We start from the raw sequence: 20,386 nt of genomic DNA, 5'->3' as shown, positions 1-20,386 counted from the left end.
ATTAAACGTTTGCTGGCCAGTACCCTCCTGCTGATGGTACTGGCAGGGCCTGTCGCGCAGTCGCTGGCGAGCGAGACGCGCAGTTTGCTGGCCCGTTCGGTGAGCGCCACGCAGCCCTTGAATCTGCAAACGGCCGAGCGCCAGTGGCTGGACGCTCGCAAGCGCCTGGTGCTGGGCACCTCACGGCCGGACTATCCACCATTTGATATCAACGTAAGTCCCAGTGACTACGAAGGTCTGACAGCGGATTACGTCGGCATCATCGCTGAGTTGTTGGGTATAGCCGTCGAAGTAAAGCGTTTCGATAGCCGTTATCAGGCCATTGAGGCGCTGCATGAAGGACGTGTGGACGTACTGGGCAGCTCCAACAGCTTTGAGGCTGCAGACGCTGGGTTGAGTCTGAGTACATCGTATGCCGATGACCTGCCGGTGATCGTCACGCGCGAAGGCCAGCGTCTTGCACCGGCCCACGATCTTGCAGGGCTGCGTCTGGCCATGGTTGACCATTATCTACCCGCCAATCGTGCCCGCGCCCTTTACCCGGCAGCGCAGCTGGTTTTGTATCGCTCCACCCAGGCTGGCCTTGCCGCTGTGGCTATGGGCGAAGCCGATGCCTACCTGGGCGATGCAATCAGCACAGACTATCTGATCGGCAAGACCTTCAGAGGTGCCCTGCGGATCGATCACTTCTCACCCATCGTCCCAGAAGCGTTTGCCTTTGCAGTGGCACGCGATAACGATGCGCTGCGTCAACTGCTCGACAAGGCACTGCGCCGGATTGGGGAAAGCGAGCGCCTGGCCATCCTCAAGCGCTGGAGCAACAGCAATACCAGTCTTTTGTTGCAGCGCCACCTGAGTGTACTGACAGATGAGGAGCAAGCCTGGATCAAGGCTCACCCGGTGGTAGACGTGTTGATCAATCCGGCCTTGGCACCCTTGACGTTCTACGATGATCAGCAGCGACCCAGTGGCATAACCCTGGACCTGCTTAAACAAATTACCCTAAGGACCGGGCTGCATTTTCATACCAGGCAAGCCGAGTCTGCCCAGTCCATGATCGACCGTCTGGGCCAGCGCGACGCACTGATGATCGGCGCATTGGGTTACGGCGCTGAACGGTCCAAACAAGTGCGCTACACACGGCCCTACCTGATCAGCCCGCGCGTGCTCGTTACCCGCGTCGATAACCCTTCGCAAGCCGGCATCAAGCGCTTTGAACCGCAACGAATCGCATTTATTCGCAATTCTCCGCAACGCGCCATGCTCCAGCAGCGCTACCCCCGCGCGCGGCTTGTCGAAGTCGACAACCCGCTGGACCTGATGGAGGCTGTGGTCAATCGCAGCGCTGATGCCGCGTTGAGTAGCCATATCAACGCGGCCTATTACATCAGTCACGTCTTCAAGAACCGCCTTCAGATCGCGAGCATCCTTGACGAAGACCCAGCCGTTGCGGCGTTTGCCGTCGCGGCCGATCAACCCCAACTACAATCGATCCTGGACAAAGCATTGCTGAGTATAGCGCCCGAAGAACTTGAGCAACTGATCAATCGCTGGAGGACGAGCACCGTGGTCAGCGACAGCCCATGGCGCAACTACCGAGAACTGGCGCTCCAGGTACTGGTGATTGCCGCGTTGCTGATCGCAGGTGTCGTCTTCTGGAACAGCTACCTGCGCAAACTGATCCAGAAGCGGGTCGAAGCCGAGCGCGCCCTGCAGACACAACTGGCGCTGAGCCGAGGCTTGCTGGAGCAACTTCGCCATGCCAAGGATGAAGCCGAGCAGGCCAGCCTCATGAAAAGCACGTTCCTGGCCACCATGAGCCATGAGATACGCACCCCCATGAACGCCGTGCTCGGCTTGTTGGAACTGGCGCTCGAGGACAGTCGCGCCGGTCGATGCGATACCCACATGCTCGAGACAGCCCATGAGTCGGCACTGGGGCTGCTAGGGTTGATAGGCGATATTCTCGATATTTCCAGGATCGAGTCAGGCCACATCAGTTTGCAGCCGATCCCCACCGACCTGGTGGACCTGGTGCGCGCTACCCTTCGCGTGTTCGAAGGCAATGCGAGGTTCAAGGGCCTTGAGCTCGCCTGTGACCTACCCACCGAACCGGTCTGGGTCCAGGTAGATGCTGCGCGCCTGAAGCAGGTGCTGTCGAACCTGATCAGCAATGCGATCAAGTTCACCGACCGTGGTGAAGTCCACACCGCGATGCGCACCTCGGTACAGGGCGAACTCCAGCGCGTCGAGCTCTGTGTGCGCGATTCGGGTATCGGCATAAGCCCTGCGGACCAGGCACGCCTGTTCAATGCATTCGTACAGGTCGACGGGCCCCGTGCGCGCCAGGGCACTGGGCTGGGCCTGGTCATCAGCCGTGCCCTGGCCGAGCTCATGGGCGGTACGCTGACACTGCAGAGTGTGGAGGGAGTGGGTACCAGGGTCCAGATCCTCATGGCCCTGCCCCAGTGTACGCCCCAGATCATTTCTGACGGGCAGGACCCAACCACGGGCCTTGATGCTTGCCCGTTGCACATCCTGGTCGTGGACGACTACCCGGCCAATCTGCTGTTGCTTGAACGTCAGTTGCGCGCCTTGGGCCATCAGGTGACCCAGGCGCAGAACGGCGAAATCGCGTTGCAGCTGTGGCGAGAAACGCGCTTTGACGTGGTGATCACCGACTGCAGCATGCCTGTGATGGACGGTCATGAGCTGGCCTGCTGTATCCGTGCTCAAGAACGCCAGCAAGGACTGTCGCCCGCGACGATTCTGGGGGTAACCGCCAATGCCCAGGCCGAAGAGCGGGAGCGATGCCTGGCGAGCGGGATGGATGACTGCCTGTTCAAGCCTATCGGCCTGCATGGCCTCAAGGCACACCTGCCGCAGGCGGCTCGCAAGCCACCAGCAGCCCCTGCACCTGCCCGGCCCGGCGGCTTGAACCTGGCCGAGCTGCGTCACTTGACCCGCGACGACGACGATTTGATCAGGCATCTGATCGAGCAATTGTCGCAAAGCGTGGCCGAAGACCTTTCAACGCTGCGCACCCTGGATGGGCAGCCGCCGGACGGGACGCTCAAGGCATTGGTTCACCGCATCAAGGGTGGGGCCAAGATGCTTAAGGTACGTCACTTGGTCGCCGACTGCGAAGCACTCGAGCAGGCGCTTGTAGCAGGTGATCCTGTAGACAACTTGTGTCGGGTACTCCAGGACACCCTGCAAACACTGCACAAAGACCTGATCGCTACCTTGGAAGCCATGCCCAGACCATCAGAGCCGAATTGAGTCACTCGCACCAGGTGCGCGTAAAACCGGTGCGCGTGAAACCTCAGGAGCTTTCTCGCACCATCAACTCAAACCCCAGGTCCTGCCGGGCTGGCGTCACGGCTTTGCCATCGAGCAGCGTCAACAACGCCTGGGCGGCGACACGTCCCACCGCAGCCCTTGGCGTGCGAATGGAAGTAAGCCTGGGCACCATGTGCGCCGAAGCCGGCAGATCGTTGAAGCCGACCATGGCCACCTGCTGCGGGACACGGATGCCCTGGCGCAGCGCTTGAAGCACCGCGCCTTGGGCAAGGTCATCGTTGCAAAAGAAGATGCCATCCACCTCGGGGGCTTGCCTGATCAGGCGGCTGAACAACTCCCCTCCCAGTGCGATCGAGGACGGGGCCGGGGTCAGGACCTCCCGCTCGGGCGCGTGCAATCCAGCTTCGGCCAGCGCTAGCCGAAAGCCCTCAGCCCGCTGCATGACCCGGGGATCCAGCTGTGCTGCAATAAATCCAGGCCGGGTGCAACCGCGTTCGATCAGGTGTTGGGCTGCGGCCCGGCCAGCCTGGTGTTGGGAAAAGCCCACCGCCAACGCGTCGGCCTCCCCGTCCAGTTCCATCATGTGCACGCAGGGTACGCCACTGGCCGCGAGCATCTGACGCGAAGCGTCGGTGCGTTCGAAACCGGTCAGCAGCATGCCACAAGGCTGATAGGCCAGGTAATTGCGAATGAGGTTTTCTTCCTCGGCGGTATCGTAGTGGTAGTTGCCGATCAGCACCTCCAGCCCTCGTGGGCGCATCACATCATGGATGGCTTCCAGTGTGTCGATGAACAACTGATTGGACAGCGACGGTATGAGCACCACGACCGAGTGGCTGCGGGCAGATGCCAACGCGCGGGCGGCGGGATTGGCCACATAGCCAAGGGTGGTGGCCGCAGCCACAACCTTGGCCGCGAGTTCAGGGGCCACGGTACTGACGCCGCGCAAGGCCCGGGATGCAGTGATGGGGGAAACCCCGGACAGTCTGGCGACTTCAGCCAGGGTGGGACGACCAGTTGTGCGCGAACCAATGCGGGCCATAATGTTGTAATTTTACTACTTGCAAGGACTGGGAACGGCCTCTAAGGTAGCGCTGTCTCAGGACGTAGGCAACGGCTGTTTGCCGGTTGCTCTCAGGTGATTGCCGCACGGCGTCCATACTGCGTAAGCACAAGATCAATAAACATTGGGGAGACCGCGCTGCCCGAGCCTAAGACAGCGCTGTCCCACCCAGCAGGAGGTACAGATGAATTCTCCACTGCCCGCCATCGTGGTCATGGGTGTGGCCGGGTGCGGCAAGAGCTGCATTGCGTCTGCCATCGCGGCCTACAGCGGCGGACACCTGATCGAAGGTGACGCGTTCCACCCGCAGGCCAATATCGACAAGATGAGCGCCGGTATTCCCTTGGATGACGATGACCGTGCCGGTTGGCTGGTACGCCTGGGCCAGGAGATGCAAGCGACGAGTGAGGCCGGCATGCGGCCGATTCTCACCTGTTCCGCACTCAAGCGCAGCTACCGCGACACATTGCGCTGCGCGATGCCTGGGCTGATGTTCGTCTTTCTTGAGCTCACCCCTGCCCAAGCTGAGCAACGGGTTCTGGCGCGACCAGGGCATTTCATGCCGGCCAGCCTCATCCAGAGCCAGTTCGCCGCCCTTGAGCCGCCCTACGATGAACCGCTCACCCTGACGCTGGACGCCACTCAGCCGATCGTTGCGCTTGCCGAGGCGGTCGACGGCTGGCTCAAGCGCTGCGCCGAGCACAGTGTTGCGCAGACTGCCTGAGTCTGCTCGCATTTCGGACCGTCAAGACAGCGCTGTCTTAGCCCATTCATGCAATGACTTACCCAACAAGCTACGCCAAAAACAACGATAAGACCGAGGCCTATACACCATGTTCGGACTGGCTACTGATACTTTCCTGCTCCTCGACGCGCTGGTTACCATCGTCGGGCTGATCCTGCTTATCACTCATTTCAAGGTGCACCCCTTCGTTGCCCTCACCCTGGCTGCCGGCTTCCTCGGCCTGACCTCTGGTATGCCGGTAGCCAAGGTCATGAAGTCGTTCCAGGACGGTTTCGGAGGCGTGCTCGGGTTCGTCGGCATCGTGCTCGCACTGGGTACGATGCTGGGCAAGCTGATGGCCGATTCCGGCGGGGCCGATCAGATCGCTCAGACCCTCATTCGGGCCTTTGGCAAGAAGAACGTGCACTGGGCCATGATGTTTGCTGCCTTTCTGGTGGGCATCCCGCTGTTCTTCGAGATTGGCTTCGTCCTGCTCATCCCACTGGTCTTCATCGTCGCGCGGCGCTCCGGAGTGTCGCTGATCAAGATCGGCATCCCCTTGCTGGCAGGTCTGTCCGTCGTGCACGGCCTGGTACCGCCGCACCCGGGGCCGTTGCTGGCCATCGGCATCTTCCATGCCGACATCGGCAAGACCATCTTCTACGGCCTGATCGTGGCCCTGCCCACGGCCATTATCGCCGGCCCACTGTTCGGCAACTTCATCTCGCGCTATATCCCTGGGCACCCTTCACAGGAGCTGATGGACCAGATCGCCAAGGAATCGGACCAGGCCAACCTGCCGAGCTTCAGCGTCACCTTGATCACCGTCTTGCTGCCGGTGGTGCTGATGCTGCTCAAGACCTTCGCCGATGTGGTATTGCCTGCTGAGCACATCGTGCGCCAATGGATGGACCTGATCGGGCACCCCATCACTGCGCTGCTCGCCGCCTTGCTGCTGGCGTTCTACACCTTTGGCTCGGCGCGCGGCTTCAACCGCCAACAGATCATGAAGATGCTCGATCACAGCCTCGCGCCCACGGCTGCCATCGTCCTGATCGTTGGCGCCGGCGGCGGTTTCAAGCAAATGCTGGTCGATACCGGTGTCGGTAACGTGATCGGGCAAATGGCTGTACAGGCCGAGATATCACCGATTCTGCTGGCCTGGCTGGTCGCCGCAGTGATTCGAATTGCCACGGGCTCTGCCACCGTGGCGACCATTACCGGTGCGGGAATCGTGGCACCTGTGATCGACCTGGTGCCTGGGGTCAACCGTGAACTGCTGGTGCTGGCGACCGGTGCCGGGTCGCTGATCCTGTCCCATGTCAACGATGCCGGTTTCTGGCTGGTCAAGCAGTACTTCAACATGACTGTGGCCGAGACCTTCAAGACTTGGAGCATGATGGAGACCCTGCTGTCGGTGGTCGGCATTGTATTCATCATGGCGCTGTCGCTGGTGGTGTGACCGTTGATCGGAGTGCTGGCACTTTGAACGGCCGGGCAAGGCCAAAGGTTACGAACCTGCCCTGCCCGTTGCAAAGGAGATTGCCATGAATCGTCCCAGCTTCCTGTTGCTTGCCCTGCTTGCCTCGCCCCTGGCCCTGGCGGCCGGCACCGGGCCTACCTACCCGGATGACCCGCACAACCAGGCACCCAAGCCGGGTGCAGACAGCACGCTCAACCCGATCGAGAAGCCCATGCCCCGTGATACCGATCCAAGGCTACAGGGCAATGATCCAGACAGCCCGCCGGCGCAGCAGAACGACAACCAGGATTTACCGGGCATGGACGGCACTGGCTCGGAAGGCGCATCAAGCAAGGGTGCAAGCCAGCCCTGACTCATTGGGGGCGCCGGGGACGCCCCACCGCTGAGCGGCTCCTTCATCACCAGGTGGCGATAGCCGATGGGTTCATATCATTCACCATGATAATAACCTTCAGCCCATTCGATTCGTTCCCCGCACGCAACACACTCACACTCCGCCCATTCCTAATATATTGGCGGAGTTCTCCATGGAGCAGTCACTCAAACCTTTCGGTGTTCCACTTGCAGCCCTCGCAGTGGTAGCGCTCGGCGCTTGCAGCAAAACCCCCGATGCCGCGCAGGCCCCGGCAGCTCCGAAGGTCACCGTGGCCAAGGTGATCGAACAGCCGATCAACGAATGGGACGAGTTCACCGGGCGCCTGGAAGCGCCGGAAACCGTCGAGGTGCGCCCCCGTGTGTCGGGCCAGATCGACCAAGTGGCGTTCACCGAAGGCGCCCAGGTACGCAAGGGTGACCTGTTGTTCCAGATCGACCCTCGGCCCTTCCAGGCTGAAGTCCGCCGCCTTGAGGCCCAGCTGCAGCAAGCCAAGGCCAGCGCCATCCGAAGCGCCAATGAAGCTCGCCGGGGCGAGCGTCTACGAGACAGTAACGCCATCTCCGCCGAACTGGCTGAGTCACGCAACAGTGCTGCGGCCGAAGCACGCGCCGGCGTAGATGCCATCCAGGCCCAACTTGACCTGGCACGTTTGAACCTGAGCTTCACCCGTGTCACCTCCCCTATCAACGGCCGCGTGAGCCGCGCGCAGTTCACCGCCGGCAACATCGTCACTGCCGATGTCACGCCCCTGACCAGCGTGGTCTCCACTGACAAGGTGTACGCCTATTTCGATGCTGACGAACGCGTCTACCTCAAGTACACACAGCTGGCCCGCCAAGGCCAGCGCGGGCAAAGCACCCCGGTCTACCTGGGCCTGACCAACGAGACTGGCAACCCGCACCTGGGGCAGATGAACTTCGTCGACAACCAGGTCAACCCGCGCACCGGCACCATTCGTGGCCGGGCCGTGTTCGACAACAAACGCGGTGAATTCACCCCTGGCCTGTATGCACGCCTGAAGCTGGTCGGCAGCGCTCAATACGATGCGGTGCTGATCAACGACGAAGCGGTGGGCACCGACCTTGGCAAGAAGTTCGTGCTGGTCATGGACAAAGACAACAAGGCGGCCTATCGCGCTGTCGAGTTGGGGCCAAAGCTTGAGGGTTTGCGCATCGTGCGCAGCGGGCTGGGCAAGGACGACCGCATTGTGGTCAGGGGCCTGCAGCGAGTGCGTCCAGGCTCCCAGGTCACCCCTGAAGAAGCGCCAATGGCCAGCGAGCAGACACTGGCCGCGCTCGCCGAGCAACGTCAGGCTCTGGAGGCGAGCACCCGCACGGCCAAAGTGGCCGGCAACACCAATCAGGGCGCCAGCGCGCCTGCGCCGCGCGGTTGAGGAACCCCACCGATGAACTTCTCCAAATTCTTCATCACACGGCCCATCTTCGCGGCGGTGCTGTCACTGGTGCTGCTGATCGCAGGCTCCATTTCGCTGTTCCAGTTGCCCATCAGTGAATACCCCGAGGTCGTACCGCCTACGGTTGTGGTACGCGCCAACTTCCCGGGTGCCAACCCCAAGGTCATCGGCGAAACCGTTGCCGCGCCCCTGGAGCAAGCCATTACCGGGGTCGAGAACATGCTCTACATGTCCTCGCAATCCACCGCCGATGGCAAGCTGACCTTGACCATCACCTTCGCCCTGGGGACCGACCTGGACAATGCCCAGGTGCAGGTGCAGAACCGTGTGACCCGCACGCAGCCCAAGCTGCCCGAGGAAGTGACACGTATCGGTATCACGGTGGACAAGGCGTCGCCCGACCTGACCATGGTCGTGCACCTGACTTCACCGGACAACCGCTATGACATGCTCTACCTGTCCAACTACGCCATCCTGAACATCAAGGACGAGCTGGCACGGTTGGGTGGTGTGGGTGATGTGCAGCTGTTTGGCATGGGCGACTACTCCCTGCGCGTCTGGCTGGACCCGAACAAGACCGCCTCGCGCAACCTGACGGCCACCGATGTGGTCACTGCAATTCGCGAGCAGAACCGCCAGGTGGCCGCGGGTCAGCTGGGTGCTCCGCCGGCGCCGGGCTCCACCAGCTTCCAGCTCTCGATCAACACCCAGGGCCGCCTGGTCAATGAGGAAGAATTCGAGAACATCATCATCCGTGCCGGTGCGGACGGTGAGATCACGCGCCTGAAGGACATCGCTCGTGTCGAACTGGGCTCTAGCCAGTACGCGCTGCGCTCGCTGCTCAACAACCAGCCTGCCGTGGCCATCCCAATCTTCCAGCGCCCGGGCTCGAACGCCATCGACATCTCCGATGAAGTACGCGCCAAGATGGCGGAATTGAAGAAAGACTTCCCCGAGGGCATGGACTACAGCATCGTCTACGACCCTACCGTGTTCGTGCGCGGCTCGATCGAGGCGGTGGTGCACACGCTGTTCGAAGCATTGGTACTGGTGGTGCTGGTGGTCATCCTGTTCCTGCAGACCTGGCGTGCATCGATCATTCCGCTACTGGCCGTACCGGTATCGCTGATCGGCACCTTCGCCGTGATGCACCTGTTCGGCTTCTCGCTCAATGCCCTTTCCTTGTTCGGGTTGGTGCTGGCAATCGGCATCGTGGTCGATGACGCCATCGTGGTAGTGGAGAACGTCGAGCGCAACATCGGGCTGGGTCTCAAACCGCTCGAAGCCACGCAAAAAGCCATGAGCGAGGTGACAGGCCCGATCATCGCCACCGCCTTGGTGCTGTGCGCGGTGTTCGTACCCGCAGCGTTCATCTCGGGGCTGACTGGACAGTTCTACAAGCAGTTTGCCCTGACCATTGCGATCTCCACGGTGATCTCGGCGTTCAACTCGCTGACCCTGTCCCCTGCCTTGGCGGCGGTACTGCTCAAGGACCACCATGCGCCCAGGGACAAATTCTCGCGGCTGTTGGACAGGTTGCTGGGTAGCTGGCTTTTTGCGCCCTTCAACCGCTTCTTCGACCGCGCCAGCCATCGCTACGTGGGCGGTGTCCGCCGAGTGATCCGTTCCAGTGGCATCGCCCTGTTCGTCTATGCCGGTTTGATGGGCCTGACCTATCTGGGCTTCTCCTCCACGCCGACCGGTTTCGTGCCTGCCCAGGACAAGCAGTACTTGGTGGCGTTTGCCCAATTGCCGGATGCCGCCAGCCTTGATCGCACCGAAGCGGTGATCAAGCGCATGAGCGAGATTGCCCTCAAGCAACCGGGCGTGGCGGACTCTGTCGCGTTCCCGGGCCTGTCCATCAATGGCTTCACCAACAGCCCCAACAGCGGCATCGTGTTCACGCCTCTCAAGCCCTTCGACGAGCGCAAGGACCCCAGCCAGTCGGCCGCTGCCATCGCCGCAGCCTTGAACGCCCAGTTCGCCGACATTCAGGACGCCTACATCGCGATCTTCCCACCGCCGCCCGTGCAAGGGCTCGGCACCATCGGTGGCTTCCGCCTGCAGATCGAGGACCGTGGCAACCTGGGTTACGAAGCGCTGTACAAGGAAACCCAGAACATCATTGCCAAGAGCCATGAGGTGCCTGAGCTTGCGGGACTGTTCACCAGCTACCAGGTCAACGTGCCGCAGGTCGATGCGGCCATCGATCGTGAGAAAGCCAAGACCCACGGCGTGGCCATCAACGATATCTTCGACACTCTGCAAGTGTACCTGGGGTCGCTGTATACCAATGACTTCAACCGATTCGGACGTACCTACCAGGTCAACGTGCAGGCCGAGCAGCAGTTCCGGCTCAACGCCGAGCAGATCGGACAGTTGAAGGTGCGCAACAATCGGGGCGAGATGATCCCATTGGCCACGTTCCTCAAGGTCACCGACACCTCCGGGCCCGACCGCGTGATGCACTACAACGGCTTCATCACCGCAGAAATCCATGGCGCAGCGGCGCCTGGGTACAGCTCAGGCCAGGCAGAAGCGGCCATCGAGAAACTCCTGAAGCAGGAATTGCCCAACGGCATGACCTTCGAGTGGACGGACCTGACCTACCAGCAGATCCTCTCGGGCAACACTGCGCTGTTCGTGTTCCCGTTGTGCGTGTTGTTGGCGTTCCTGGTACTGGCCGCCCAGTACGAGAGCTGGAGCCTGCCCTTGGCGGTGATCCTGATCGTGCCGATGACGCTGCTCTCGGCCATTACTGGCGTCATTGTCTCCGGTGGTGACAACAACATCTTCACCCAGATCGGGCTCATCGTTCTGGTCGGGCTTGCCTGCAAGAACGCCATCCTGATCGTGGAGTTCGCCAAAGACGAGCAGGCCAAAGGCCTCGATCCTCTGGCTGCGGTGCTGGAAGCCTGCCGTCTGCGCTTGCGCCCCATCCTGATGACGTCCATCGCGTTCATCATGGGTGTCGTACCGCTGGTGTTCAGCTCGGGAGCAGGCTCGGAGATGCGTCATGCCATGGGCGTGGCGGTGTTCTCCGGGATGATCGGCGTCACGGTGTTCGGCCTGTTCCTGACCCCGGTGTTCTTCTTCCTGATCCGCCGTTTTGTCGAGCGACGTCAGGCCCGCAAGGCCGAGCGCATCCATCCGCTGGAGAACCCTGCATGAACCTGTTCAAACACCTGACACCGAGCCTGCTCAGCCTGGCCCTGGCGGCCTGCGCGGTAGGGCCTGATTACCACGCGCCGGCTACTGCCCCAGCTCAGCTGGACGTCGATGCCCAGGCCAAGGCCTATGACCGCACCCGTTTCGAGAGCCTGTGGTGGAAACAGTTCGACGACCCGACCCTGAACCAACTGGTGCAGGCCTCGTTGGAAGGTAACCGAGATCTACGGGTCGCTTTCGCACGACTCAAGTCGGCCAGGGCGATTCGGGACGATGCCGAAAACGATCTGTTCCCGGTCGTGACCAGCCGTGCCAGCAGTGAAGTGGGCAAAGGCCAGGAGCCTGGCCAGACTGACCATCGGGTCAATGCCGAGCGCTACGACCTTGGCCTGGACATGGCGTGGGAAGTCGACCTGTTCGGGCGGATTACGCGCCAGATCGAAGCCAGCCAGGCTCAGGAAGCAGCAGCGGCGGCTGACCTTCAGCAACTTCAGGTCAGCCTAATCGCCGAGCTGGTCGACGCCTACGGTCAGCTGCGCGGCGCGCAACTGCGTGAACACATAGCCTTGGCGAACCTCAAGACCCAGCAACAATCGCGCACCATCACTGAAACGCTGCGCGATGCCGGGGTGGGTAATGAACTGGACGTGGTACGGGCCGACGCGCGCTTGGCAGGGGTCGAAGCCAGTGTGCCGCAGTTGCAGGCCCAACAGGCCAGATCACGGCATCGCATCGCCACCTTGCTGGGCCGTCGACCTGACGCAATCGGCGTTGACCTGTCCCCCAAAGCACTGCCAGCCATCGCCAAGGCCTTGCCTGTCGGTGACCCTGGTGAACTGCTGCGCCGACGCCCCGACATACGCAGCGCCGAACGCCAGCTCGCTGCGGCCACCGCAAACGTCGGGGTGGCGACGGCAGATCTGTTTCCCCGGGTGAGCCTGAGCGGTTTCCTGGGCTTCACCGCAGCGCGCGGCTCCCAGCTCGGCTCCTCGGCAGCGGGCGCCTGGGGGTTGGGGCCCAGCATTACTTGGGCGGCCTTTGACTTGGGCAGCGTGAGGGCACGCCTGCGCGGCGCCAAAGCCGACGCGCAAGGCGCGCTGGCTAACTATGAGCAGCAGGTACTGCTGGCGTTGGAAGAGTCGGCCAATGCGTTCAGCGACTACGACAAGATCCAGCAGCGGCTGCTGTCGCTGATGCGCCAGAGCGAGGCCAGCCGCAAAGCGGCCGACCTGGCGTCGATCCGCTACCGCGAGGGGTCAGTCGATTACCTGGTGCTGCTCGATGCCGAGCGCGAGCGCCTGAGTGCGGAGGATGCACAGGCCCTTGGCGAGGTCGACCTCTATCGGGGAATCGTTTCAATTTACAAGGCACTCGGTGGCGGCTGGCAACCTGACACGGTAGCCAGCTCGCACTGAACCGCAGCTCAACAAGCTCCTTTGGTTGGTCCCGGACCGGCCGTTTGCCCCGCAGATCGAGTTCTGCGGGGCTTTTTTTGCTCGGGCCTGCGGTTTTCAGGCAAAGCCTGCCACAGGCGTACCCAGCCCGGTTGCATTTAACCCAAGGCTGGCCCAAGCTTTGCCTCTCCTGACACACGGACCGTCCGATGCCAAGACGTACCCGCTACCTGATTGCACTGCTGGCGTTGATGATGTTGTCAGCGCTGTTCGGTTATCTGTGGCGCGACGTAGAGCCTGATCAGCCAGCACTGCCCCCGCATAGCTACGTGAAGGCACTGCGCCAGGCCCATGACGGTCAGCCCGGCGCTGCACGGGTCTTGTACCAACAGCTTCAGCGCCATGACCTGCCGGCCATCCGCCGAGCGGCCCTGTATGCCGAGCTGCCCAATTACCCGTCTGCGCTAGCCTTCAAGCTGGCCCAGGCAGATCTGGACCATGCCGATGCCATCGTTCGTCGCGCCGCCGTGTCCGCGATCAGCCGCCTGCTGCCTGGGCCTCAGCGGAGCCTGATACTTGGCCCCCTGCTTGAAGACAGCGATCAGAGCGTTCGTTTTGCGGCCGTAGGGGCGCTGTTGGACGTGGACGCTGACAGCATGGGCCTGTATCTGCGTGCCTTGCACGAAGCCATTGGGGCGCAGGAGCAGGTTCTGCTCGCCCAGCCCCAGGACGTCGATGCACAGGTCCAGCTGGCCCGCCTGTACCTGCACGAGGACGAGTATGCCAAGGCGGCCGCTGCCATCGAGCGGGCATTGGCGGGCGATAACAGCAACCTCGATGCCGTGGCGTTGAAGGTGACCGTGCTCGAGCGCCAAGGGGCGCACGATGCTGCACGTCAGGTGCTGGCCGATGCGTTGGCAGTGACACCCGATTCGGCGTTCTTGCAGCATGAGCTCGGCCGTTGGCTGATTCGTCACGACCAGCAGGAATACGCGCTATTGGCGCTGTCGCGGGCGGTCGAACTGGAGCCGGACAATGCCGAGTATCGTCTGACCCTTGCCACGACCTTGCATGACCTTGAACAGCTGGATGCGGCTCAGAGACAGCTGGAAGCCATCTTGAGCAGAGCGCCAGCCAATCGGCAAGCCAGAGTCCTGTTGATCGAGTACTGGAAAGCGTCCGGACAGTTGCAGAATGTCCAGGTGCTGCTCGCCGAACTCGAGCGCCAGAACCCTGATGATCCATTCCTGCAGAAAGACCTTTAGACTCGCGGCCACCCTGCGTCAGCTGTCGATCATCTCCAATGCCTGCTCCGCCAACTGCGCCAGCTGGAATGGCTTGCGCAGAAGCGCCGTTCCGGGTTGCTCAGTGGCGTCGGAGTCGATTTCCTGCAAGGCATAGCCCGTGATGAACAGGATCTTCTGGTCTGGCTTGAGCATGCGCATGGCCTTGGCCACTTGCCTGCCACTGAAGCTGCCGGGCAACCCGATGTCAGTAATCACCAGCTCGAAAGGTTCATCCTGGCGAAAGCGCTGCAGAGCACTGTTGGCATCCGCGACATCGGTTACATCGAAGCCAGATTCAATCAAGTATTCGCGCATCACCGTACGCAGGTTCGATTCATCATCGACCAGCAGTACGCGCTCGCCGCTCCCTACCCGGCTTGAGCTCTTGCGACCGGCGAGCGTTTCGTGAACGGCCTCAAAGCAGCGTGGGAACAGCATGCTTACCTTGGTCCCCTCGCCCACCGTAGACTCGATCCACGCATAGCCACCCGATTGACGAACGAAACCGTAGACCATTGATAGCCCCAGCCCAGCCCCCCGACCTGGAGGCTTGCTGGTGAAGAAGGGTTCGAAAGCCCTGGCCACGTCGCTGGCCGGCATGCCATGACCTTCATCGGCTATATGCAGGGCCACATAGTCGCCGGCAGGCAACCCTGTTTCATCCGGAAAGGGCACGCTCAGCCGTTCGTTGACGCTGCGAACCCTCACGGTGCCCTTGCCTAGGCTTGCCTCGCGCGCATTGGCGCACAGGCACAGCAATGCGTTTTCGAACGCCGCAATGTCCAAGGCTACGACCCAGGATGCGACGTCCAGTTGCCAGTCGATGTGCATCTCGGGGCCCAGAGCGCTCAGCAGCAGCGGCTCGCTCAGGCGCAGTTGGCGATTGAGGTGAAACGGTCTCGGCGCCGAAGGCCGATCACGAGAAAAGGCGAGCAGGCGATGGGTCAGTTCCATGGCGCGTAGTACCGAATCACGAGAAAGCTTCACATACTCCTCGATACGTTCCAGGCGCCCTTCCTGGAGTCGCAGCTGCAGTAGCTCAAGCCCACCCCCAATACCCGACAGCAGGTTGTTCATCTCGTTGCCCATGCCGCCGGCCAATTGTCCCACCGCCTCCATGCGCTCGGTGTTACGCATCAACATGCGGGATTGGCGCATGGCCTCTTCGCGTGTTCCGGTGATGTCTCGCCCTACGATGGTCACCAATCTCGCACCCACTCGCGCACGCCATCTAAACCAGTGGTAGTGGCCTTCACGGTGCCGCAGGCGCGTCTCGATCTGATGGGTATCGTTACGACGCAGCAGCGATTCAATCGCTAGCTGGACCTGTGCAAGGTCTGCAGGGTGGACCAGGGACAAGATGGGCAAGTGCCGCACCTGCTCCAGCTCCCATCCGAGAATGCTTAGCCAGGTGGGATTGGCATTGTGCAGCTTGAGGTCGGAGGTGACCGTCATCATGGCGTCGTTTGACAGCTGCCAGATTCTTTCCAGCTCGCTGGCATGAGATGCAATCTGCCTCTCCAACGACATGGCCTGGCTTCGCCAATGCTCACGGCCCCCCTTGGTCGCCGTGGTTTCGATGATCGTATGGACAAACCCTGCGACCTCCCCTAACTCATCGTTCAGGGGGGTATAACCCAAGGCGCACCAGATGCCGTCAGCGTGATCGCAGCGAGCGATGTGGACTGGCGGATGTTCGATGAAACTGGAACGGCCCGCTAGCGCGTCGAACACAGACGGGCCCAGACTTTCCCAGTCGTCGTGCCACAGCGTATCGAAACGCGCACCTAACGTGATTGGCGATCCCTTGAGCGCCACATAGGCGTCGTTGGGTATGACCGTCAGTTGACTGCCCCACACCACAGCACACGCAAACGGCGAGCGAGACATGGTGTCGACTGCGATGCGCAAGCAGGCAGGCCAGTGGGGCAAGGCCCCCAGAGGCGTATGCGACCAATCGAAGCGGATTACTTGTTCCTTGAAATCGCTTGGGCGTGTCCGTTTGGAGAGTCTAGTTGCGACCGATCTCGTTGAGACTCCAGGTCCTTCTTTGCCGACCAATGTGGTTCTCCGTCGTTAAGCGAAAGCCGGTGGCCTTAGTGATGGGCCTGCACGCAAGCTCCATGCGCCGTGCCACGTTAGCATAGGCCAGCGCGACACGCAGACACTCCTGCCCCGGATGTGCCGGCGCAAGCCCATTCATCTGTTGCTGCACCGCTTATGAATACGGATGGCAACTACGTTCAGCCTAACCAAATCCCACACCTTCTCGGCTATCCCCCTACAGTGGTGCTTTCGACAACGCCCTAGGCTTGAGCCAGCTGCCTACCCTGGGCAGCGCGAGGCTTGAGGAACGATGATCGATGGACAAGTTCATGCATGCGGGGCGGAGCCTGCTTGAGTTGGTACTGCTGATGGCTGTAGGTCTGGTACCTGTCTTTTCAGGACTACTGGTCATCAACTATCAGCAGGAGGCCAAGCTTGCGGACAACGCTGAAGTGTCGGTTCGGGAGGCGGTTTTCAGCGTCGATCAAGCCTTGGACCGCGTACAAGAGGTGGCCATGAGCACGCTGCCACTGGCTGGTCAGCCTTGCAGTAGCATCAGACGCGCCCTTGTCGACCAGGTGACCAGCCGTTCGATGCTCAGGTCGCTGGCTGTGATTGATGACGGCAAGGCCTATTGCAGCTCCGCCTCGGACTCGCATGAGCTGCTGACTGAAATCGCCTCGACCGGGCAACTGTTGACGTTCAACCACCTGATGCTGGATGCGAAGGGTTACTTGCTGATGAACATGTACGTGCAAGGTGAGCAAAAAGGCGTGATCGCAACAAGCTTTCCAGTGCAATTGCGCACTGAACTTGACGCTTTCAAGGACGGACTCGCGCTGGTGTTGGAGTTTGACAAGCACTCTGTCTGGAAGGATGGCGATAGCCTGAACGGTACAAGGCCTTCCGTCGCGGAATTCACCCATGAACTGGGGTCCACCCAGTACCCTTACCGGGTGGTCGCTGGCTATCCCGCGGGTTACGCCGCCCAGGAACTGCGCACTGCCGTGTTCAAGATGCTCCCTTCATTGATGCTGGTGGGGCTCATGACGGGCTCGGTGATCTACATGGTGTTGAGCAAAATGCGCGGCAGGCAGCGAAACAGTGCCGTCGATCGCCCAGGACCATGACGGCACCGCCGGTATTTACTCGACGCTGAGCACGCCGCGGCGAACCTGGTCACGCTCGATGGATTCGAACAGCGCCTTGAAGTTGCCTTCTCCGAATCCGTCGTCACCCTTGCGCTGGATAAACTCGAAGAACACCGGCCCCAGCAGCGTTTCGGAGAATATCTGCAACAACAGTCGTTTGTCCCCGGCTTGTGCTGCACCGTCCAGCAAAATGCCACGTGCCTGAAGCTGATCCACCGGCTCACCATGATCAGGCAGGCGCTCGGGAAGCATCTCGTAGTAAGTCTGCGGCGGCGGGGTCATGAAGCGCATGCCCAGACCTTTGAGCGCATCCCAGGTCTTGACCAGGTCGTCGGTCGAGAACGCGACATGCTGAATGCCTTCGCCATTGAACTGCATCAGGAACTCTTCGATCTGCCCCGCACCCTTGGACGATTCTTCGTTGAGCGGAATCCGGATCATGCCATCGGGCGCAGTCATCGCCTTGGAGGTCAGACCTGTGTATTCCCCCTTGATATCGAAGTAGCGTATTTCGCGGAAGTTGAACAACTTCTCGTAGAACCCAGCCCAATAGGCCATGCGCCCGCGATAGACGTTATGGGTCAGGTGGTCGATGACCTTCAGGCCTGCACCGGTCGGGTGGCGATCCACGCCGTCGATGAAGTTGAAGTCGATGTCATAGATCGAGCTACCTTCTTCAAAACGGTCGATAAGGTAAAGCGGGGCACCGCCGATGCCCTTGATCGCCGGAAGACGCAGTTCCATCGGGCCCGTCTCGATCTCGACGGGCTGTGCGCCCAGCTCCAGGGCGCGGGCGTAAGCATCGTGAGCGTTGCGCACACGAAACGCCATGCCGCAAATGGACGGGCCATGCTCAGCGGCGAAATACGAAGCTACGCTTCTGGGTTCATTGTTCAAGATCAGGTTGATGTCGCCCTGTCGATACAGGTGCACATCCTTGGAGCGGTGGGTGGCCACCTTGGTGAAGCCCAACATCTGGAATACAGGCTCCAGAACCCCGGGAGTAGGCGAAGCCAGCTCGATGAACTCAAAGCCCATCAAACCCATAGGATTGTCGAAAATATCAGCCATGTGCGTGTCCTCATCTGCAGCGAATTCAATGTTTGCCTGGGATGTCGAACAGCGCCGGCGGGGAGCACGGAATGCCCCGCACACTGCGCGCGAGGAAGTCACCAATGATCAATCTGAAGCCAGGGTATGTCATAGGACCCGTACTCAGCAGGTGTGACGCCTTCGGAACAAAGGCGCCTTATTGTTTTTTTCGTAAACCGATTCTACACAGCGTAATTTGTTTTGTCCCGCATTAGTTCCTCACCCCTGGGCACAGGGCTATGCTTTGTAACGTCTCCTTCGATCAGTTGCCACTATGCCCCTTTCTAGAAAATCGCGCTCAGGCTTCGGCTGGCGAACCCTGCTGCCCTGGATGGTCGGCGCATTCCCTATCGCATGCGGCCTGACCGTTATGAACTGGCAGATTGAGCGTGATCTGCAAGCCGGCAGCCGAGCGACTGCCGAGCAAGTCATCGAGCATGTCGAGCGCATCCTCGACGGCGCCTCGCGTACGGCGATCGCGTTGCTACCCTCGGCGGGTACGCCGTGTACCGAGGCGCAGCTGCTGTTACGTGGCGAAGTGACCCGCAACGCCTTCATTCGCTCGACCAACCTGGTCAATCAGGATCGGTTGTACTGCAGTTCGTTGTTCGGGGCGTTCGATGAACCGGTAACAGCCAGCGACTATGTCGATGGGCACTTGTGGTTGATGGACGGCAATTCCGTCACACCTGGGCACCCGCTGCTGGTCTATCGCGCCAGTGACAAAGACCGCGCGGCAATCACCACGGTCGATGGCGATCATCTGCTGATGGCGCTGCGTCTGCTGGGTGCAGGCCACGCACTGTACCTGCGCGTGGGAAACGCCTGGATGGGCCGAGACGGCATCGTTCACCGGGGGCCGGCACCGGTTGCGGTTAGCGCCCCCGTGTTCATGGCGTCTGCACATTATCCGTTCAGCGTTGAAGGCGGCTATATGGCGCACCAGTCGAGCCGGCTTTGGCGCAGCCACTATCTGGCGCTTCTGGGCTTACTGGCGGTGCTGGGCGTTCTTGCCGGCGTTGTCTGTCGCTGGCAGATCAGGCGGGCCACCTCGCCGCGTGCCGAGCTGCGCAGGGCATTGGAGGCCGACGAGTTCATGCCCTACTTCCAGCCTGTGGTTCGTCGAGGGGATTACCGCTGGGCCGGTGCAGAAGTGCTGATGCGCTGGAATCACCCGAGTGAAGGTCTGGTTAGGCCCGACCTGTTCATTCCCTATGCCGAGCACAGCGGTCAGATCGTGGCGATGACCCGTTCGCTGATGAAGCATACGGCGAGCAGCCTGGCGCCCTATGTCGCCCTGATGGAGGACGGGTTCCACATTGGCATCAACATCACGGCCGACCACTGCCGCAGCCTTGAGCTTCTGGATGACTGCCGCGCATTCCTGGCCCACTTCCCACCCGGTCGGGTCATCCTCACCCTGGAGTTGACCGAACGCAAGTTGCTCGAACCCTCGCCCACGACGCTGGAGCTGTTCGAGCAGTTGCATGAGATCGGCGTAATGATCGCCCTCGACGATTTCGGCACGGGCCAGTCGAGCCTCAACTACCTCAGGCAGTTCAAGGTGGATTACCTGAAGATCGACCAGAGCTTCGTCGCCTTGATCGGCGGGGACGCGTTGTCCGTTGCCATTCTCGAAACCATCATCGAGCTGTCGGTCAAGTTGGGTCTTGGCATCGTAGCCGAAGGCGTCGAAACGGCGGTTCAGCGTGATTACCTCGAACAACATGGGGTTCACTTCCAGCAGGGTTATCTATACGCCAAACCCATGCCTGCCGCTCAGTTTCTGCAGGCGCTGGCGGCGCAGCCCGCCGCTTCGCGGTTGCCGCAGAGCACGCCCCCTGAGATCATGCGCGGCTGATCTCAACGCTCATCTCCTGCATACG

At 61.1% G+C, this 20,386-nt stretch carries 13 protein-coding genes; 10 read left to right on the top strand and 3 right to left on the bottom strand.

Translation table 11 applies throughout. From position 1 onward, the window contains the following. Positions 1-3,282 (top strand): transporter substrate-binding domain-containing protein, encoded by a 3,282-nt coding sequence (locus tag PFU01S_RS06530; RefSeq protein ID WP_028687459.1) that lies wholly within the window; start codon positions 1-3, stop codon positions 3,280-3,282. Positions 3,283-3,325: 43 nt separating this feature from the next. Here PFU01S_RS06530 and gntR read toward each other — a convergent pair whose 3' ends face one another. Further along, positions 3,326-4,345 (bottom strand): HTH-type transcriptional regulator GntR, encoded by a 1,020-nt coding sequence (gene gntR, locus PFU01S_RS06525; RefSeq protein ID WP_027914939.1) that lies wholly within the window; start codon positions 4,343-4,345, stop codon positions 3,326-3,328. Between the two features lie 205 nt (positions 4,346-4,550). Here gntR and PFU01S_RS06520 point away from each other — a divergent pair, with 205 nt between their 5' ends. From PFU01S_RS06520 to PFU01S_RS06490, 7 genes are all read left to right on the top strand, one after another. Continuing rightward, the gene (locus tag PFU01S_RS06520) at positions 4,551-5,090 is read left to right on the top strand and encodes a gluconokinase (RefSeq protein ID WP_028687460.1); all 540 of its coding nucleotides are present in this window, start codon (positions 4,551-4,553) and stop codon (positions 5,088-5,090) included. A gap of 109 nt (positions 5,091-5,199) precedes the next feature. Then, the gene (locus PFU01S_RS06515; RefSeq protein ID WP_027914937.1) at positions 5,200-6,552 is read left to right on the top strand and encodes a GntP family permease; all 1,353 of its coding nucleotides are present in this window, start codon (positions 5,200-5,202) and stop codon (positions 6,550-6,552) included. Positions 6,553-6,637: 85 nt separating this feature from the next. Further along, positions 6,638-6,925, top strand: a complete 288-nt coding sequence (locus PFU01S_RS06510; protein ID WP_027914936.1) for a hypothetical protein — start codon at positions 6,638-6,640, stop codon at positions 6,923-6,925. Positions 6,926-7,100: 175 nt separating this feature from the next. Further along, the gene (gene mexE / locus PFU01S_RS06505) at positions 7,101-8,342 is read left to right on the top strand and encodes a multidrug efflux RND transporter periplasmic adaptor subunit MexE (RefSeq protein WP_027914935.1); all 1,242 of its coding nucleotides are present in this window, start codon (positions 7,101-7,103) and stop codon (positions 8,340-8,342) included. A gap of 12 nt (positions 8,343-8,354) precedes the next feature. Further along, positions 8,355-11,534 (top strand): efflux RND transporter permease subunit, encoded by a 3,180-nt coding sequence (locus PFU01S_RS06500; RefSeq protein ID WP_028687461.1) that lies wholly within the window; start codon positions 8,355-8,357, stop codon positions 11,532-11,534. Further along, the gene (locus PFU01S_RS06495) at positions 11,531-12,946 is read left to right on the top strand and encodes an efflux transporter outer membrane subunit (protein ID WP_028687462.1); all 1,416 of its coding nucleotides are present in this window, start codon (positions 11,531-11,533) and stop codon (positions 12,944-12,946) included. Before PFU01S_RS06500 ends, PFU01S_RS06495 begins: the two co-directional genes overlap by 4 nt. A 188-nt stretch (positions 12,947-13,134) precedes the next feature. Continuing rightward, on the top strand, positions 13,135-14,190 hold the full coding sequence (locus tag PFU01S_RS06490; RefSeq protein WP_028687463.1) for a tetratricopeptide repeat protein: 1,056 nt from the start codon (positions 13,135-13,137) through the stop codon (positions 14,188-14,190). Positions 14,191-14,208: 18 nt separating this feature from the next. Here PFU01S_RS06490 and PFU01S_RS06485 read toward each other — a convergent pair whose 3' ends face one another. Further along, positions 14,209-16,101 carry a hybrid sensor histidine kinase/response regulator gene (locus PFU01S_RS06485; protein WP_080992871.1) on the bottom strand — a complete coding sequence of 631 codons (1,893 nt, stop codon included), beginning with the start codon at positions 16,099-16,101 and terminating at the stop codon, positions 14,209-14,211. A 473-nt stretch (positions 16,102-16,574) separates the two neighbouring features. Here PFU01S_RS06485 and PFU01S_RS06480 point away from each other — a divergent pair, with 473 nt between their 5' ends. Continuing rightward, complete coding sequence (locus PFU01S_RS06480; protein WP_028687464.1) at positions 16,575-17,387, top strand: CSS-motif domain-containing protein; 813 nt, start codon at positions 16,575-16,577, stop codon at positions 17,385-17,387. Between the two features lie 15 nt (positions 17,388-17,402). On the opposite strand, the gene hppD is transcribed toward PFU01S_RS06480, so the two are convergent. Beyond that, positions 17,403-18,479: a 4-hydroxyphenylpyruvate dioxygenase gene (gene hppD / locus PFU01S_RS06475; RefSeq protein ID WP_027914930.1), complete on the bottom strand. Its 1,077-nt coding sequence runs from the start codon at positions 18,477-18,479 to the stop codon at positions 17,403-17,405. Between the two features lie 295 nt (positions 18,480-18,774). On the opposite strand from hppD, the gene PFU01S_RS06470 reads away from it, so the two are divergent. Then, a complete protein-coding gene (locus PFU01S_RS06470) occupies positions 18,775-20,361 on the top strand; it encodes an EAL domain-containing protein (protein ID WP_027914929.1) in 1,587 nt (528 codons plus the stop codon). The last annotated feature ends 25 nt before the right edge of the window (positions 20,362-20,386 follow it).

This window comes from Pseudomonas fulva NBRC 16637 = DSM 17717 (assembly GCF_000730565.1).
In the GTDB taxonomy this organism is placed as follows: Bacteria; Pseudomonadota; Gammaproteobacteria; order Pseudomonadales; family Pseudomonadaceae; genus Aquipseudomonas; species Aquipseudomonas fulva.
The sequence above is the reverse complement of the archived record's forward strand: the minus strand, read 5'-3'. Positions and strand labels throughout refer to the sequence as shown.

Excerpts from the sequence above, each read along its gene's own strand:
- PFU01S_RS06500 (WP_028687461.1), top strand. The coding sequence starts at position 8,355 with ATGAACTTCTCCAAATTCTTCATCACACGGCCCATCTTCGCGGCGGTG.
- PFU01S_RS06480 (WP_028687464.1), top strand. The coding sequence starts at position 16,575 with ATGGACAAGTTCATGCATGCGGGGCGGAGCCTGCTTGAGTTGGTACTG.
- mexE (WP_027914935.1), top strand. The coding sequence starts at position 7,101 with ATGGAGCAGTCACTCAAACCTTTCGGTGTTCCACTTGCAGCCCTCGCA.
- PFU01S_RS06515 (WP_027914937.1), top strand. The coding sequence starts at position 5,200 with ATGTTCGGACTGGCTACTGATACTTTCCTGCTCCTCGACGCGCTGGTT.
- gntR (WP_027914939.1), bottom strand. The coding sequence starts at position 4,345 with ATGGCCCGCATTGGTTCGCGCACAACTGGTCGTCCCACCCTGGCTGAA.
- PFU01S_RS06510 (WP_027914936.1), top strand. The coding sequence starts at position 6,638 with ATGAATCGTCCCAGCTTCCTGTTGCTTGCCCTGCTTGCCTCGCCCCTG.
- PFU01S_RS06495 (WP_028687462.1), top strand. The coding sequence starts at position 11,531 with ATGAACCTGTTCAAACACCTGACACCGAGCCTGCTCAGCCTGGCCCTG.
- PFU01S_RS06470 (WP_027914929.1), top strand. The coding sequence starts at position 18,775 with ATGCCCCTTTCTAGAAAATCGCGCTCAGGCTTCGGCTGGCGAACCCTG.
- PFU01S_RS06485 (WP_080992871.1), bottom strand. The coding sequence starts at position 16,101 with ATGTCTCGCTCGCCGTTTGCGTGTGCTGTGGTGTGGGGCAGTCAACTG.
- hppD (WP_027914930.1), bottom strand. The coding sequence starts at position 18,479 with ATGGCTGATATTTTCGACAATCCTATGGGTTTGATGGGCTTTGAGTTC.
- PFU01S_RS06520 (WP_028687460.1), top strand. The coding sequence starts at position 4,551 with ATGAATTCTCCACTGCCCGCCATCGTGGTCATGGGTGTGGCCGGGTGC.
- PFU01S_RS06490 (WP_028687463.1), top strand. The coding sequence starts at position 13,135 with ATGCCAAGACGTACCCGCTACCTGATTGCACTGCTGGCGTTGATGATG.